The sequence below is a fragment of the Amycolatopsis sp. NPDC003861 genome (genome assembly GCF_053605405.1).
The window spans coordinates 20,185-35,452 of sequence record NZ_JBSGJD010000020.1; the positions used below are offsets into that span (position 1 = coordinate 20,185).

Here is a 15,268-nt window from a genome sequence, read left to right on the forward strand (position 1 = left end):
GGTCAACCGGCGTCCCGGCCAACGGGCAGCACCCGGCCGAGGAAACCGCGGATGTACCCGGCGATCGAATCCAGGTGCGTCTCGAGGGCGAAATGGCCGGAATCGAGCAGGTGGACTTCGGCGTCGGGCAGGTCGCGGGCGTAGGCGCGGGCGCCGTCGGCGATGAAGATCTCGTCGTTGCCGCCCCAGACGGCGAGCAGCGGCACCCGGCTGGTCCGGAAGTACTCGTGGAACTTCGGGTACAGGGCGATGTTGTGGTGGTAGTCGGCGAGCAGCGCCTGTTGGATCGCGGCGGCGCCGGGCCGGTCGAGCAGCGCCTGGTCGTGGATCCAAACGTCCGGGCTGACCAGCGTGGGGTCGGGCACGCCGTCGAGGTACTGCGCCTTGGTGGCTTCGAGGGTGACCATGCCGCGCAGGTCGTCCTCGGTCAGCGTGCCGGCGGCGAGCTTCTGCGGGAGCCCGGCGCCGAGGCCGTCGACGTAGGCGTTGCCGTTCTGGGTGACGATCGCGGTCACCCGATCGGGGTTCGCGGTCGCGATGCGCAGGCCGACCGGCGCGCCGAAGTCCTGGATGTAGAGCGCGAAGCGGCCGAGGCCGAGCTGGTCGAGCAGGCCGAGCGTGAGTTCGGCGAGCGCGTCGAAGGTGTAGGTGAACTCGCTGGTGGACGGGGCATCGGAGGCACCGGCGCCGAGGTAGTCCGGCGCGACGACGTGGTAGCGGTCGGCCAGGGCGGGGATGAGGTGCCGGAACATGTGCGAGCTCGTCGGGAAGCCGTGGAGCAGCACGATCGTCGGGGCGTCGGCGGGGCCGGCCTCCCGGTAGAAGAGCCGGTGGCCGTCGACGGTGGCGTAGCGGTGGTGCACGGTTGCCTCCCTGCGTCTCATGTTTACTTGCTCATTTATCCATGAGACGGCGTAGGCTGTCAACGGTCGGGGACACTCGGGGGACGGACATCGGGAGGCGGACATGGTCACGGCGGCACCGGGCGAGGACCGCTCGCCGGCGTTGGCGCTGGTCAACACCCAGCGCGTGGCGGCGGACGACCTCGCCTCACCCGGCTCGGCGGTTTCGTGGCTGGGCTCGCGCGGGCTGGCGGCGGCGGTGCCGGACGCGGCGTCGCTGCGCCGGCTGACGGAGTTGCGTTCGGCGGTCCGCGAGCTGCTGGCGGCGCTGGCCTCGGGCGGTGCGCCCTCCCCGGCGGCGGTGTCGGCGGTGAACGCGGCGGCCCGCGCGGACGGGGCCGCGCTCGCGCTGACCTGGGGCGACGGGCCGGCCCGCTCGTGGGACAGCGCCCGGCCGGGCGGCCTCGACGCGGCGGTGGGGGCGCTGGCCCGCGACGCGATCGAGGTGGTGAGCGGCGAACTGGGGCCGTTGCTGCGGCCGTGCGAGGCCCACGGGTGCATCAGGTACTACGTCCGCGAGCACGCCCGCCGCCGCTGGTGCTCGACCACCTGCGGCGACCGGGTGCGCGCTGCCCGGCACCAGCGATTGGTGGTCGAGCAGCGCGACGGATCCCGCTGAGGCCCGGCCGCCGCGGGCCTGCTGTCGCGCTAGTCGACCAGCGCGCCGCAGCTGACGTTGACCGTGGCGGCCGTCATCGAGGCCGCCCGGTCCGACGCGACGAACGCCGCCACCGCTCCCACGTCGGCCAGGGTGGCCGCGCGGCCGAGCATCGTCTTGCCCGCGATGTTCTCCTCCAGCTCCGCGCGGCCGGCGAAACCGTCCGGGATCGTCTCCGGGATGCCACCGGTGCGGAGCGTCACCGTGCGGATCCCGTGCGGCCCCAGTTCGGCCGCGAGCTGGCGGCGCATCGCCTCCAGCGCGTGGAACGCCACCTGCAGCCCGCCGACCGAGAACTCCCGCACCGGGTCGCCCGCGCCGCCGAAGAACAGGATCGCCCCCGATCGCCGGCCGATCATGTGCCGGGCGGCCGCGCGGGCGGTCAGGAACTGGGTGCGGACCGCCGTCAGCACCGGGCGCTCGTAGTCCGCGAGGGCCATCTCCACCAGCGGGGTGCCCTGGACGTCGCCGTGGCCGATCAGGTTGAACGAGACGCCGATCCCGCCCTCGGCCGCCACCGCCGCGGCGTGCTCGTCGACCGCGCGCTCGTCGAGGGCGTCGACCTCCGCCGTCTCGGCCCGGCCGCCGGACGCGCGGATCCGGCCGGCGACCTCCTCCAGCCGGGAGCGGGTGCGGCCGGCGAGGAACACCCGCGCGCCCTCCTCCGCGAAGGCGGTGGCCACCGCCGTGCCGATCCGCCCCGCGGCGCCGTAGACGATCGCGTTCTTGCCGGCGAGCAACGTCATGAAGTCCTCCCGAGTGTCCGGTTTTACCGGTGCGTCGAACGGGCGCGCCCGGAATCGACACGTCAGGGCCGCGGAACCCCGACCGGGTTCGGCATGGTGACCAGCCCGCGGTCGATCACCGCCCGGCTCAGCGGCACCGCCAGCGCCAGCAGCCGGTCGACGTCGGGGCCCAGCGCCGCCACCGGGGCCGCCGCCAGCCGGTCCGTGTCGTCCTCGACGCCGCGGCGCAGGGCACGGCCCGCCTCGGTGAGGACGCCGTCCGCGTCGAGGATGCCGCGGGCCCGCAGCCGCTCGGCGGCTGCGTCCCACTGCGCGTCCGTCCAGCCGCGGTGGGGCTGGATGCCGGCGCGGGCGAGCACGCCGTCCCCGATGTGGGTGAGCGTCGTCTCCAGGCCGCTCAGCCCGGCGTGGACCGCCGCGAGGACGTGGCCGTCGCCGCGGTGCTCACGCAGGATCGTCGCGGCCAGCCACAGGCTCGACAGCGCGTCCGCCGGCTTCGGCACCGCCGCCCACGCCGCCGCGAGCGGGCGGCCGCCGAACTCGCACGCGTCCACCGCCCGCCACAGCAGCGCGCTCAGCTCCGAGACGTCGTCCGCGACCGTGCACAGCGCCGACGCCACCGCGGCCATCCGCGAGCCGACGACGGCCTCGGGCGAGGCGAACGACCAGGCGTCCGGCAAGGCCCGCGCCACCATCGACGGCGCGAAGCCGAACAGCATCGCCGTCGCAGCTTCGGGGCCGATCGGGCCGAGAGGAGCCAGCCGCCCCGCGAAGTAGCCCATCCAGTAGCCACGCAGGCCGGCCGCCTTCGCCGCTTCGGCCGTCTGAGGCGCGAAGTAGACGACGGCGTGCAGTGGTTCCACAGCCACCCAGAGGCGACGAGCTGTCATGGGCCCTCCTCACGGGGTCAGCCGGTGCCGTCACATGCTCCCGGATTTCACCCCCAGGCGACCGGCAGTTCCCGGACCCCGTACACGAGCGTGTTGTGCTTGAACTCCAGCTCCTCCCGCGCCACCCCCAGCCGCAAATCCGGCACACGCCGGAACAAGCCCGTCAACGCTTCCTGCAGCTCCACCCGGGCCAGCTGCTGACCCACGCACTGGTGCGCTCCGAAGCCGAACGCCACGTGCGTCCGGGGCGACTCGCGGCCGAAGTCCAGCTTGTCCGCGCCCGTGAACACGGACTCGTCCCGGTTCGCCGAGTTCAACGCCGCCACCAGCCACTCGCCCGCCCGCACCGACCGGGCGCCGATCTGCACGTCCGCTGTCGCGTACCGCAGCACGCCCCACTGCACCACCGACAGGTACCGCAGCAGTTCCTCCACCGCGCGGTCCGGCGAGGCGAGCGCGCCGGCGAGCAGGCCCGGGTTCTCCAGCAGGACCAGTGTGCTCAGCGCGATCATGTTGGCCGTCGTCTCGTGGCCCGCCACCAGCAGGCTCAGGCCGAGCACCACCAGTTCTTCCATGGTCAACGCGTCGGAAGCACCGGATGACAGCCTGCTGAACAGATCGTCCTGCGGATTCCGCTGCTTCGAGACGAACAACTCGGCGAGAAACCCCGAAAGCGTGTCGTACGCCTCCTCGCCTTCCTCACGCGTCGCGTCCGTGCTCACCAACGTCGCACTCTGGCGCTGGAAGTGCGACCGATCCTCGTACGGCACCCCGAGCAGCTCGCAGATCACCAGCGACGGGATCGGCAACGCGAAGTCCTGCACCAGATCCGCGTGGCCGGGCCGCGCGAGCATCGCGTCGAGGTGGCTCTCCACCAGCGAACGCACGTACCCCCGCAACGCCTCCACGCGCCGCACCGTGAACTCCGCGATCACCTTCTTCCGGAGCCGGGCGTGCGCGGCCCCGTCGAGCTGGATGATCGAACCCGGGCTGACCTCGAAATCCAGGTCCGCGTTCGGGTTCACGTGCACCGAAGACGCGCCGCGCGAGCTCAGCGTGCGGTCGGCGAGCACCGCGCGGACGTCGGCGTACCGGGTCACCAGCCACGCGTCCATGCCCGCCGGGCAGCGCACCTTGGCCGTCGGTGCGGTTTCCCGGAGGGTGGCGAAGGTCCCGGGCGGGTCGAACGGGCAGCCGGCCGGCCGGGTCGTCGGGAGGGCCGGGGTTTCGGGAGCGGCCGTCACGGCGGATCCCCTCTCTCTTCCGGTGGTTCCAACACTTCCACCATGGAGAGAACGGCGGCCGCGCGCCGCCCATCCGACCCGGATGGCCTAGCGGGCGCCGTACGCGCCGCCGTTCACGGGCACGACCTGGCCGGTGACGTGCGCGGCGTCCGGCGCGGCCAGGAACAACACCGTGGCCGCGATCTCCTCCGGGCGGCCGGCCCGCCCGTTGAACGCCAGTGCGATCCGCGGCTCCAGCCACTCGTCGGTCAGCGTGCCGTGGAAGAACTCCGTGTCGAGGACGACCCCCGGCGCGACGACGTTCGCCGTGCCCGTGGCGCCCAGCTGCCGCGCGAGGTCGGTGTTCCACGCCTCGATCGCCGCCTTCGCCGCGCCGTACGAGCCTGAGCCCTGCTTCGCCGCGATGGAGCCGAGCGTCACAACCCGCACGTTGTCCGCGAAACGCGGCTTCAGCGCCGCGGTGACGAGCACGGCGGAGAGCACGTTGGCTTCGAAGTTCGCCTGCCACGCGTCGGCGAGGCCCTTCAGGTCGCCGGCCGCGGGGGCTTCCCGGACCCGGTCGGTGTTGCCGCCGGCGTTGTTCACCAGGACGTCCACCTGCTCGGGCAGGTCCGCCAGCGCGGCCTGCACCGCCGCCGGGTCGCTCGCGTCGAAGGACACCGCCCGCGCGCCGATCTTCTCCGCCGCCGCTTCGAGGACGTCCTTGCGCCGCCCGGTGACGGTCACCCGCTCGCCCGCCGCCGCGAACCGGGCGGCGATCGCCAGCCCGATGCCGGTGCCGCCCCCGGTGACCACGATTTCCCGCTGTTCGCTCATGCCGCCATCTTCGCCGAGAACTCCCGGCGGCCACCGGATTTTCCCGGCGAGCGGGACACGGGACCCAGTTCGTTAGGAAACTTTACGAACAGGTCTTGACGCACCGGCGAACCCCGGCGAACCTGGACGCACGCCGCAGTCATCGTCCGCCCAGTCCCCCGGAGGCAGCATGACCCGGCGCGCGCTCGTGCTCGTCGTGACCCTGTTCCTCGCCCTGGCCACCGCCCTCGCCGGCGGGAGCACGGCCAGCGCGGCGACCACGCAGCCCACCTTCCTCACCTTCTACGGCTGGTGGGACAACACCCCGCCCGGCGGGGACATCTCCTACCCGCAGATCCACGACACCGCGGGCGGCAAGGGCACCTACGCCGACCCGATCACCTTCGCCACCAGCAGCGACGAACTCAAGCCCGGCACCAAGGTCTGGGTGCCGCGGGTGAAGAAGTACTTCATCATGGAGGACGGCTGCGACGAGTGTTCCGACGACTGGAACAGCCACGGCCCGAACGGCGGCCCCGGCCTGCGCCACATCGACCTCTGGCTCGGCGGCAAGGGCGGCAGCGCCTTCGACGCGATCGACTGCGAAGACGCGCTCACGCACTACAACGCCGACAACACCCCGGTCATGGAGCCGGTCGTCGTCGACCCGCCCTCGAACGAGCCCTACGACGCCACGCCGATCTTCGACACCAGCACCGGTGCATGCTGGGGCGGCGCGCAGCCGAACACCACGGTGGGCCAGTACAAGAACAACTCCACCGGCACCTGCCTGGCCGCGCCGAGCAGCGGGAGCACGCTGAAGGTGGCCGCCTGCACAGGGACCGCCGAGCAGCGGTTCACCTTCCACGGCGCGTTCCTGGTGCTCGACGACAAGTGCGCGGGCATCTCCGGCAGCTCGATCGTGCTCCAGACCTGCACCGGCGGCCCGGCCCAGCAGTGGTCGATCAACCCCGACGGCACCATTTCCGACATCCAGACGAGCAACAAGTGCTTCCGCGCCTCGGGCACCACCCTGACCGCGGGCAGCTGCTCCGGCACCCAGGCCCGCTGGACGTTCACCGCGGCCGGCACCCCCTCGGGCCTCAGCGTGACGCCGTCGTCGGTGTCGGTCGCACCCGGTGCTTCGGCGACGGCCACCGTGACCTCCACCGACGCCGTCACGCTCTCGGCGAGCGGCGCTCCGGCGGGCGTCACCGTGGCCTTCTCCCCGACGTCGGTGCCCGCGGGCGGCTCCTCGACCGTCACGGTCGCCGCCGCGGCCACCGCGTCCCCCGGCTCGGCGACGATCACCCTCACCGGCGGCACGAAGACGGCGTCGCTGGGTGTCACGGTGACCGGCGGCTCGGAAAGCCTGCTCTCGCAGGGGAAGACCGCAACGGCGTCCTCCACCGAATCGTCGTCCTACCCGGCGAGCGCGGCCTTCGACGGCAACGTGACCGGCACGCGCTGGGCGTCCAAGGAAGGCAGCAACGCGGAATGGCTGCGCGTCGACCTCGGCGCCACGAAAGCTGTCTCGCACGTCAAGCTGACCTGGGAAGCCGCGTACGGGAAGGCGTACAGCATCCAGACCTCGCCCGACGGCGCCACCTGGACGACGATCTACAGCACCACGACCGGCAACGGCGGCACGGACGACCTCACCGGCCTGACCGGCACCGGCCGGTACGTGCGGATGAACGGCGTCACGCGCGGGACGTCCTACGGCTACTCGCTGTACGAGATGCAGGTGTACGGCGCGGCCTAGTTGCCAAACCGGCAACGAGGTTTGCCTTCTCGGGGACGTCGCCCGCATGCTCGGGGGACGTCCTTGAGGAGGAACCATGTCCCACGACCACCCGATGACCGTCGACGCCATGCTGAAGCAGGACTTCTGGGAAGCGCTGTACCAGCGTGACGAGCACCGGATCTGGAGCGGGAACGTCAACGCCAACCTGCGCACCGAGGTCGAAAGCCTGAAACCCGGGCACGCCCTCGACCTGGGCAGCGGCGAGGGCGGCGACGCGATCTGGCTGGCCAAGCACGGCTGGACGGTCGACGGGGTCGACATCTCGACCACCGCGCTCGCCCGCGCGGCGGAGGCCGGCGCCGAGGCGGGCGTGACGGTGAACTGGCTGCACCGCAACATCCTCGAGTGGCGGCCGGAAGCGCAGTACGACCTGGTCTCCGCGCAGTACATGCACCTGCCGCCGGACCTGCGCCGCGACGTCTTCACGGCGGCCGCGGCGGCGATCCGGCCGGGCGGCTCGCTGCTGGTCGTCGGGCACTCGCCGAAAGCCATGCGGCAGTTCGACGGCCAGAAGCCGCCGGAAGAGCTGTACTTCGAGCCCGAGGAGATCACCGGCTACCTCGGCGACCCGTGGCAGTGGGTGGTCGAGACGTGCGAGACGCGCGGCGAGGGCCACCACACCGACGCCGTCTACCGCGCGCGGCGCCTGGACGCGTGACGTGCGAAGGCCCGCTCACCTCCCCGACGGCGGTGAGCGGGCCTTCGTCGCGGATCAGGCGAGCTCGAGGCCGTAGGCCTGCAGCTCGAGGGTGAGCGGGTAGAAGTAGCTGGTCACGGTGTCGCCGCCGGACAGCGTGCCGAGACCCTTGGAGCCGTCGTAGGCCGGGCCGCCGGAGTCGCCGTGGTCGGTGTGCGCGGTGGTGCCGAACTCGTGGTTGAGCACGCCGACGTCGAAGTTGACCGACTCGTCGACCGAGGTCACCTCACCACTGCCGCCGCCGGTGGTCGAACCCTGCTTCTGCATCTGCTCGCCCACGGTCGGGGTCGCCGCGCTGGTGATCTGCTGGCCGGTGTTGATCTCGCCGGGGCCGGAGCCGTTCGGGCGGGTCAGCAGGCCGGAGTCGGCGCCGGGGCAGTCGCTTTCGACGACCTGCGCGCCGGAGACGTCGCCGCCGGACCAGGTGCCGCCGAGGTTGGTGCAGTGGCCCGCGGTGAGCAGGAACGGCGAGCCGCCGCGCGTCACGTTGAAGCCGAGCGAGCAGCGGCCCTGGCTGTTCTGGATCGCGTCGCCGTCGGCGATGTACAGCGACAGCTTGCCGGTGCGGTGCTCGACCCGGACGCTGTCGCCGTACTTCGCGGCGGCCGCGGAGACCTTGTCGGCGGTCTCCTTGCTCGCCGCGTCGTACACCTTCACCACGACCTGGTTGGTCTTCGTGTCGATGCCCCACGCGGTCTGCGGCACGTTCTTCACCGCGTCCAGCTGGTTCTTGACACCCGTGAGCGCCGCGAAGGTGTGCTTGACCTTCTTCGCGGTGAAGCCGGCGGCCTGCACCCGCTGCACCGCGGCGTCGTCGACGACGTTCACGACGGCCTTGCCGTTTTCGAGGTAGATGCCGCCGGACGCGGCACCGAGCGCGTCCGCCACCTGGGTGGCGCCGGCGATGGCGTTGGCCTGCAGTTCGGCGAAGGCCAAGGGGGACGCGGTGGCCGCCGAGGCGCAAACACCGCTGGTCAGCGCGGCGGCCGACCAGACGGCGAGGGTCTTGAGGGCGGTCTTCCGGGGAGTCATCAACTTCCTCCAGGTTGCCGTTCGAAGCCTGTGCCGACACTTTCGTTGCCAGGCAACCAACGCACTACCGACGAAGGTTGGTTAATAACCAATGGATCCGGACATACCTCTCAGACCGCCCCGAACGGCGTAACGCGTCTCCCCTTCCGGCCTACTCGCGCGGCCAGCGGACGTGGTCCTCGTACCCCGGGTTCTTCCGCAGGTACCCGGCGATGAACGGGCAGACCGGCACGATCGTCCGGCCGTGGGCGACGACGTCGTCGAGCGCGCCCGCGGCCAGGACCTTGCCGAGGCCCTGCCCGGCGAAGGCGTCGTCGATCTCGGTGTGGGTGAACACCGTGAGGTCGCCACGCCGGTCGTACTGCGCGATCCCCGCCAGCTTCTCGCCCTGCCACAGCTCGTAGCGGTTCTCGTCCGGGTTGTCGGCCACCCGGTTTTCGTCGGTCATCTGCTCTCCTCGCTCGCCGGACTCCCCCATCGTGCGACGGCCCGCCACCGCGTGCCGATCGGGCCGGGAAGCCCGCTGGGCCGGCCGGGGGAAGCGCCCGTCCCGTTCGTGTGCATCCCGGCTGTTCCCCTTGGCGGACACCGCGGCCGGCTGGTTGCCTCGCGGTGTGCCTGAACAGCCGTTCGTCCTCCCCGAGTTCTACCTGCCCCACCCGGCGCGGCTGAACCCGCACCTGGAGCGGGCGCGCGAGCACAGCAAGGCGTGGGCCCGCGAGCTGGACATGATCGACGTGCCGCAGCACGGCACGGTGATCTGGACCGAGCACGACCTCGACGCCCACGACTACGCGCTGCTCTGCGCGTACACCCACCCCGACGCCGGCGCCGCCGAGCTCGACCTGATCACCGACTGGTACGTCTGGGTCTTCTACTTCGACGACCACTTCCTCGAGCTGTACAAGCGCACCGGCGACATCGAGAGCGCCCGCGCCTACCTCGACCGGCTGGAGCTGTTCATGCCCGCCGAGGGCGAGATCACCGCGACCCCGGAGAACCCGGTCGAGCGCGGCCTCGCCGACCTGTGGCACCGGACGGTCCCGCAGCGGTCGGCCGGCTGGCGGCGCCGGTTCGCCGCCAGCACGAAGGCGCTGCTGGACGAGTCGCTGTGGGAGCTGGCCAACATCAACGAAGGCCGGCTCGCCAACCCGATCGAGTACGTCGAAATGCGGCGGAAGGTCGGCGGCGCGCCGTGGTCGGCGAACCTGGTCGAGCACTCGGTGCACGCGGAGGTCCCCGCCGCGATCGCCGCGTCCCGGCCGATGGAGGTCCTGCGCGACTGCTTCGCCGACAGCGTCCACCTGCGCAACGACCTGTTCTCCTACCAGCGCGAGGTGCAGGACGAGGGCGAGCTGTCCAACGGCGTGCTCGTGTTCGAGAAGTTCCTCGGGCTGGGCACCCAGCAGGCGGCCGACGCGGTCAACGACCTGATCACCTCCCGGCTGCACCAGTTCGAGCACACCGCGCTCACCGAGGTGCCCGCGCTGCTCGACGACCACTGCGTCGACCCGGAGGCGCGCGCGGCGACGTTCGCGTACGTGAAAGGCCTGCAGGACTGGCAATCCGGTGGGCACGAATGGCATCTACGGTCCAGCCGGTACATGAACGAAGGCGCGCTGGCCGGCCGCGGCACGTCCGCGGCGCGCATTTTCGCTTCGGTGCTCGCCACCGCACCGCAACGGCTGCGGGCGTACGGCTCGACGCCGTTGCGCGCGACCGACGTCCCGCGGCCGTCGCTCGACCTGCCGTTGTCGCCGCGGCTCAGCCCGCACCTTCCCGCGGCCCGCGCCCGGAACGTCGACTGGGCCCGGCAGACCGGCCTGCTCGACGGCGTGGTGTGGGACGAGCGGAAGCTGCGGGCGGCCGACCTGCCGCTGTGCGCGGCGGGCATCCACCCGGACGCGACGGCCGACGCCCTCGACGTCACGAGCGACTGGCTGACCTGGCGCACCTACGCCGACGACCACTACCCGCTGGTGTTCGGCGCGACCCGCGACCTCGCCGGCGCGAAGGCGGCCAATCGCCGCCTGTCGGCGTTCATGCCGGCGGACGGCGCGCACCTGCCGGCGCCGACGACGCCGCTGGAAGCGGGCTTGGCCGACCTCTGGCCGCGCACCCCGGCGGAGAGCCGGCCCGCCGTGCGCCGGGCGGTCGAGGCGATGGCGGCCGGCTGGCTCTGGGAGCTGGCGAACCAGGCCCAGAACCGCATCCCGGACCCGATCGACTACGTCGAGATGCGGCGCCGGACGTTCGGCGCGGACCTCACGATGACCCTCGCGCGCGGCCACGCGGTGCCGCCGGCCCTGCAGCGCCTGCGTCCGGTCCAGACGCTCGAGCACGCGGCGGCGGACGTGGCCGGCCTGGCCAACGACCTGTACTCCTTCCGCAAGGAGGTCCGATACGAGGGCGAGCTGCACAACGCGGTGCTGGTGGTGCGGAACTTCCTGGAGTGCACGGACGAGCGCGCGGCGGAGGTGGTCGCCGACCTGATCCACGCCCGCCTGGCCGAGTTCGACCACGCGGCGGCGACCGAACTGCCGGCCCTGTACCGCGACGACACGACCGAGCAGGCGCTGCTCGCGTTCGTCCAGCAGCTGCGCGACTGGATGGCCGGGATCGTGCACTGGCACGAAAACACGGCCCGCTACACCGAACCCGAGCTCGGCTACCACCCCACACCGGCCCCGGTGCCCACCACGGTCTTCGGCGGCCCGACCGGCATCGGCACGTCCTCGCTCCGCATCTCCGCTCTGCTCCCGACCCCCTGAGTACACAAACCGACCTGCCGGGGTCGCTGAACGGCGTTGCCCTGGCCACTCCGCCGGGCGTTCCCCGCCGGTGAAGGTGATACTCGGGGCGTGAGCGGCTTCAGCCTGCGGTTCCTCGGCCATTCGACCGTCCGCCTGGACCTCGGCGGCCGGGTCCTCCTGACCGATCCCGTGCTCACCGCGCGCGTCGGCGGGCTCGTCCGGGTCGTTCCCCCGCCGCCGCCCGAAAGCTACGCCGACGTCGACCTCGTCCTGCTGTCCCACCTGCACGGCGACCACCTGCACCTGCCGTCGCTCAAGCTGCTCGGCACCGGCACCCGGATCGTCGTCCCCCGCGGGGCGGGCTCGTGGCTCGGCAGGAAGGGCTTCCGCAACGTCGAGGAGATCGCGCCCGGCGAGACGCTCACCGACGGCGGCGTCACCATCACCGCGACCGAGGCCGTCCATTCCGGACACCGGTGGGGCCCGCGGCTGACGCACGGGCCGCAAAGCCCCGCGCTCGGCCACCTGATCGAAGGCGACGGCAAGAAGGTCTACAACGCCGGCGACACCGACCTCTTCGACGGCATGCGCGACCTCGGCCCGGTCGACGTCGCCCTGCTGCCCGTCTGGGGCTGGGGACCGAACCTCGGCCCAGGCCACCTCGATCCCGCCCGCGCCGCGCAGGCCGCCGCGCTGGTCCAGGCCCGCGCGGCCGTCCCCGTGCACTGGGGCACCCTCGCCCTCCCCGGCGTCCGGCGCACCGCCCGGATGCGCCGCCTGCTCGCCGATCCGCCGCGCGTGTTCGCCGCCGAAGTCGACGGCCGGACCGAAGTGCTGTTCACCGAGCCGGGCGCCGACGTCGTCCTGCCCGCGCCGAAGGACCGCTCGTGAACTGGACCGACCCCGCCGCCATCGGGTACCCCGCGGTGTTCGGCGGCGTGCTGCTCGGCTCGATCGTCCCCATCGTGCCCACCGGCGCGGTCGTCGGCGCCGCGGCCGCCGTCGCGACGACGACCGGCCACCTCTCCCTGCCGCTCGTGATCGTCCTCGCCGTCCTCGGTGCGTACGTCGGCGACGTCGTGACGTTCGGGATCCCGCGGCTCGGCAGCGAAGCCGCCTTCCGCTGGATCAGCCGCCGCCAGCCCGCCGAACGGCTCGAGAAGGCCCGTGACCAGTTCGCCCGCCGCGGCTGGCAGCTCATCGTGATCGGCCGGCTCGTCCCGGCCGGGCGCATCCCGGTGCTGCTCGCCGCGGCCGCGCTGAGCTACCCGTGGCGGCGCCTGCTGCCCGCCGCGCTCGGCGCCTGCGTGCTCTGGGCCGGCGCGTACGCCGTGCTCGGCATCGTCTCCGGCGGCATCTTCGACTCCCCGCTCATCGCGACGCTGCTGGCGACCGTGCTCGTCCTGCTGGTCACCGTGCTGGCCAACCTGATCGCCCGGTGGCGGCGCAAGACGAAGGAGCCGGTGTGACGACGACCGCGCCGAAGGGCCGGCTGCTGCGCGGCGGCCGGGCCGTCGCCCGCGCGGTGGCGGTCTGGATCGCGGTGACCGGCGCGCTGCGCCTGCTCGACGTCCTCCTCCCCGGCTTCCGGATGACGCACTGGTGGCAGCCGACGGTCTGCGCGCTGCTGCTCGCCCTGCTCACCGCCGTCGTCTGGCCGCTGGTCATGCGGATCGCCTACCCGCTGGCGTTCTTCACCTTCGGCGGCTTCGGGTTCCTGCTGCTCGGCGCCGGCACCCTCGCCGTCTTCCGCACGGTGCCCGGCGTCGAGGTCGCCGGCTTCCGTGCCGCGGTGATCGTGACGCTCGGCATGGCCGCGGTCGGCGCGCTCATCTCCAGCCTGCTCGCCGTCGACGAGGACGAGATCTTCTTCCGCCGCGCCGCCCGCCGCCGGCGACGTCACCACCACGAGCCCGGCGCCGAGCTTCCGCCCGGTGTGCTGTTCCTGCAGATCGACGGCCTCGGGTATGACACCGTCCGCCGCGCGATCCGCGACGGCGACATGCCGACCTTCGCCGCCTGGCTCGCCGAGGACAGCCACGCGCTGGACCGGTGGCACACCGACTGGAGCTCCCAGACCGGGGCGAGCGTCTGCGGCATCCTGCACGGCTCCAACCACGACATCCTCGGTTTCCGCTGGTACGAAAAGGACCGCGACCACGTGATGGCGTGCGCGCACCCGGCCGACGCGGCCGAGATCGAGGCGCGGCACTCCGACGGCCGCGGCCTCCTGGCGGGCGACGGCGCGAGCCGCGGCAACCTGTTCTCCGGCGACGCCGCCCACGTCAGCCTCACCATGAGCTCGATCCCGGTCCTGGTGCCCAAGAAGCTGCAGCGCCGTCACCGGGACCGCGTCGGCGCGGGCTACTACGCCTACTTCGCGAACCCGGTCAACGCGCTGCGCACGTTCGCCGTCGCGCTCGTGGACGTCTTCCGCGAGATCAGCGCGTCGGTGCGCCAGCGCCGCGCCGGCGTCGTGCCGCGGATCCCGCGCGGCGGCTGGTATCCCCTGGCCCGGCCGGGCACGACGGTGATCGCGCGGGACGTCGTCGTGTCGGCGATCCTCGGCGACATGCTCGCCGGCCGGCCCGCGGTGTACGCGGACTTCCTCGGCTACGACGAGGTCGCGCACCACTCCGGCATCGAGCGGTTCGACACGCTGTCGGTGCTGCGCTCGATCGACCAGCAGATCGCGCGGCTGCACCGGGCGAGCCGGCTCGCCCCGCGCCGCTACCACGTCGTGGCACTGTCGGACCACGGCCAGACCCAGGGCCAGGCGTTCTCGCAGCGGTTCGGCGAGACGATCGAGGCGTACGTCGGCCGCCTGTGCGGCGGGTCGCCGTCGCCCTCGGCGGGCAAGCGGCGGCAGGCCGAGAGCTGGCAGATCAACGCGGCCCTGGCGGAGGCGACCAAGAGCGGCGGCCTCATCGCGCGCCGGCTGCGTGCCCGGGTGGAGGACGCGGAGTGCGCCGAAGACCGCCCGCGCACGGTGTCCGGCTCGCCGGGCGCGGTGACCCGCGTGGCGCCCGGCGTGGTGGTGGTCGTGTCGGGGCACCTCGCGATGGTGTCGTTCACCGAGCACGAAGGCCGCGTCGAGCTGGAGACGATCGAGCGGGAGTTCCCGGACCTGCTGCCGTCCCTGGTGGACCACCCGGGTGTCGGGTTCCTGCTGGTCCGCAGCCGCGAGTTCGGCCCGGTGGTGCTGGGCCGCGACGGCCTGCACCGGCTCGCCACCGGCGTCGTCATCGGCGAGGACCCGCTGACGCCGTACGGTCCGCACGCGGCGGACCTGATCCGCCGGGTGGACACGTTCCCGCACTGCGCGGACGTGATGATCAACAGCCGCTACGACCCGGAGTCGGACCAGGCGTCGCCGTTCGAGACGCACGTGGGTTCGCACGGCGGGCTGGGCGGGCCGCAGCAGCGGGGTTTCGTGGTGCACCCGCGTGAACTGGCGTTTCCCGGCGAGGTCGTCGGGGCGGAGGCCCTGCACCGGGTGTTCCGCGGCTGGCTGACAGAGTTGGGCCACCCCGAGCCGGCGGACGCCGGGGCCTCGGTTTCGGAGGTGGTTTCGTGAAGCTGCTGCGGGAACTCCCGCTCGGCACTCGGGTCGTCGTGCGCTACCGCATCGACGGCGGTTTCACCGACGCGCTCGGCGACCTGGTGGCGCGCGACGACGTCTCCTGCACGATCGAGACCCGGCGCGGCCCGGTCGTGGTCGCGTTTTCCGCGGTCACGCTGGCC

14 protein-coding genes and 1 pseudogene are annotated in these 15,268 nt (G+C 72.7%); 8 read left to right on the forward strand and 7 right to left on the reverse strand.

Annotated elements, in window-relative coordinates:
- Positions 1-2: 2 nt before the first annotated feature.
- A complete protein-coding gene (locus ACWEVN_RS08085; protein ID WP_452050704.1) occupies positions 3-884 on the reverse strand; it encodes an alpha/beta fold hydrolase in 882 nt (293 codons plus the stop codon).
- A gap of 82 nt (positions 885-966) precedes the next feature.
- Between ACWEVN_RS08085 and ACWEVN_RS08090 the strand changes: the two genes are divergently transcribed.
- A complete protein-coding gene (locus ACWEVN_RS08090) occupies positions 967-1,521 on the forward strand; it encodes a CGNR zinc finger domain-containing protein (RefSeq protein WP_449686355.1) in 555 nt (184 codons plus the stop codon).
- A 29-nt stretch (positions 1,522-1,550) separates the two neighbouring features.
- Here the strand turns inward: ACWEVN_RS08090 and ACWEVN_RS08095 are convergent, their stop codons facing one another.
- From ACWEVN_RS08095 to ACWEVN_RS08110, 4 genes are all read right to left on the reverse strand, one after another.
- Complete coding sequence (locus tag ACWEVN_RS08095) at positions 1,551-2,306, reverse strand: SDR family NAD(P)-dependent oxidoreductase (RefSeq protein WP_452050705.1); 756 nt, start codon at positions 2,304-2,306, stop codon at positions 1,551-1,553.
- 62 nt (positions 2,307-2,368) lie between these two features.
- Positions 2,369-3,196 carry an SCO6745 family protein gene (locus ACWEVN_RS08100; protein WP_452050706.1) on the reverse strand — a complete coding sequence of 276 codons (828 nt, stop codon included), beginning with the start codon at positions 3,194-3,196 and terminating at the stop codon, positions 2,369-2,371.
- 47 nt (positions 3,197-3,243) lie between these two features.
- Positions 3,244-4,440, reverse strand: coding sequence for a cytochrome P450 (locus ACWEVN_RS08105; protein WP_452050707.1), 1,197 nt, complete (start codon positions 4,438-4,440; stop codon positions 3,244-3,246).
- Positions 4,441-4,527: 87 nt separating this feature from the next.
- Entirely contained in the window at positions 4,528-5,256 is a 729-nt protein-coding gene (locus ACWEVN_RS08110; protein WP_452050708.1) for an SDR family oxidoreductase, read from the reverse strand.
- 169 nt (positions 5,257-5,425) lie between these two features.
- Between ACWEVN_RS08110 and ACWEVN_RS08115 the strand changes: the two genes are divergently transcribed.
- Positions 5,426-7,000, forward strand: coding sequence for a discoidin domain-containing protein (locus ACWEVN_RS08115; protein ID WP_452050709.1), 1,575 nt, complete (start codon positions 5,426-5,428; stop codon positions 6,998-7,000).
- A gap of 76 nt (positions 7,001-7,076) precedes the next feature.
- Entirely contained in the window at positions 7,077-7,700 is a 624-nt protein-coding gene (locus ACWEVN_RS08120; protein ID WP_449686349.1) for an SAM-dependent methyltransferase, read from the forward strand.
- A gap of 54 nt (positions 7,701-7,754) precedes the next feature.
- On the opposite strand, the gene ACWEVN_RS08125 is transcribed toward ACWEVN_RS08120, so the two are convergent.
- Together ACWEVN_RS08125 and ACWEVN_RS08130 are read right to left on the reverse strand one after the other, a co-directional pair.
- Complete coding sequence (locus ACWEVN_RS08125; RefSeq protein WP_452050710.1) at positions 7,755-8,771, reverse strand: S1 family peptidase; 1,017 nt, start codon at positions 8,769-8,771, stop codon at positions 7,755-7,757.
- A 151-nt stretch (positions 8,772-8,922) separates the two neighbouring features.
- On the reverse strand, positions 8,923-9,219 hold the full coding sequence (locus tag ACWEVN_RS08130; protein ID WP_310975853.1) for a GNAT family N-acetyltransferase: 297 nt from the start codon (positions 9,217-9,219) through the stop codon (positions 8,923-8,925).
- 166 nt (positions 9,220-9,385) lie between these two features.
- Here ACWEVN_RS08130 and ACWEVN_RS08135 point away from each other — a divergent pair, with 166 nt between their 5' ends.
- The 5 genes and pseudogenes from ACWEVN_RS08135 to ACWEVN_RS08155 all read left to right on the forward strand — a co-directional run.
- A complete protein-coding gene (locus ACWEVN_RS08135) occupies positions 9,386-11,542 on the forward strand; it encodes a terpene synthase family protein (protein WP_452050711.1) in 2,157 nt (718 codons plus the stop codon).
- Between the two features lie 90 nt (positions 11,543-11,632).
- On the forward strand, positions 11,633-12,415 hold the full coding sequence (locus tag ACWEVN_RS08140) for an MBL fold metallo-hydrolase (RefSeq protein ID WP_452050712.1): 783 nt from the start codon (positions 11,633-11,635) through the stop codon (positions 12,413-12,415).
- Complete coding sequence (locus ACWEVN_RS08145) at positions 12,412-12,993, forward strand: DedA family protein (protein ID WP_452050713.1); 582 nt, start codon at positions 12,412-12,414, stop codon at positions 12,991-12,993. Before ACWEVN_RS08140 ends, ACWEVN_RS08145 begins: the two co-directional genes overlap by 4 nt.
- Positions 12,990-15,101: a phage holin family protein gene (locus ACWEVN_RS08150; protein ID WP_452050714.1), complete on the forward strand. Its 2,112-nt coding sequence runs from the start codon at positions 12,990-12,992 to the stop codon at positions 15,099-15,101. Before ACWEVN_RS08145 ends, ACWEVN_RS08150 begins: the two co-directional genes overlap by 4 nt.
- A pseudogene (locus ACWEVN_RS08155) lies at positions 15,098-15,229 on the forward strand (putative acetyltransferase); the annotation flags it as partial. The gene ACWEVN_RS08150 and the pseudogene ACWEVN_RS08155, both read left to right, overlap by 4 nt.
- Positions 15,230-15,268 lie beyond the last annotated feature (39 nt).

Excerpts from the sequence above, each read along its gene's own strand:
- ACWEVN_RS08085 (WP_452050704.1), bottom strand. The coding sequence starts at position 884 with ATGAGACGCAGGGAGGCAACCGTGCACCACCGCTACGCCACCGTCGAC.
- ACWEVN_RS08115 (WP_452050709.1), top strand. The coding sequence starts at position 5,426 with ATGACCCGGCGCGCGCTCGTGCTCGTCGTGACCCTGTTCCTCGCCCTG.
- ACWEVN_RS08125 (WP_452050710.1), bottom strand. The coding sequence starts at position 8,771 with ATGACTCCCCGGAAGACCGCCCTCAAGACCCTCGCCGTCTGGTCGGCC.
- ACWEVN_RS08100 (WP_452050706.1), bottom strand. The coding sequence starts at position 3,196 with ATGACAGCTCGTCGCCTCTGGGTGGCTGTGGAACCACTGCACGCCGTC.
- ACWEVN_RS08095 (WP_452050705.1), bottom strand. The coding sequence starts at position 2,306 with ATGACGTTGCTCGCCGGCAAGAACGCGATCGTCTACGGCGCCGCGGGG.
- ACWEVN_RS08110 (WP_452050708.1), bottom strand. The coding sequence starts at position 5,256 with ATGAGCGAACAGCGGGAAATCGTGGTCACCGGGGGCGGCACCGGCATC.
- ACWEVN_RS08120 (WP_449686349.1), top strand. The coding sequence starts at position 7,077 with ATGTCCCACGACCACCCGATGACCGTCGACGCCATGCTGAAGCAGGAC.
- ACWEVN_RS08130 (WP_310975853.1), bottom strand. The coding sequence starts at position 9,219 with ATGACCGACGAAAACCGGGTGGCCGACAACCCGGACGAGAACCGCTAC.
- ACWEVN_RS08090 (WP_449686355.1), top strand. The coding sequence starts at position 967 with ATGGTCACGGCGGCACCGGGCGAGGACCGCTCGCCGGCGTTGGCGCTG.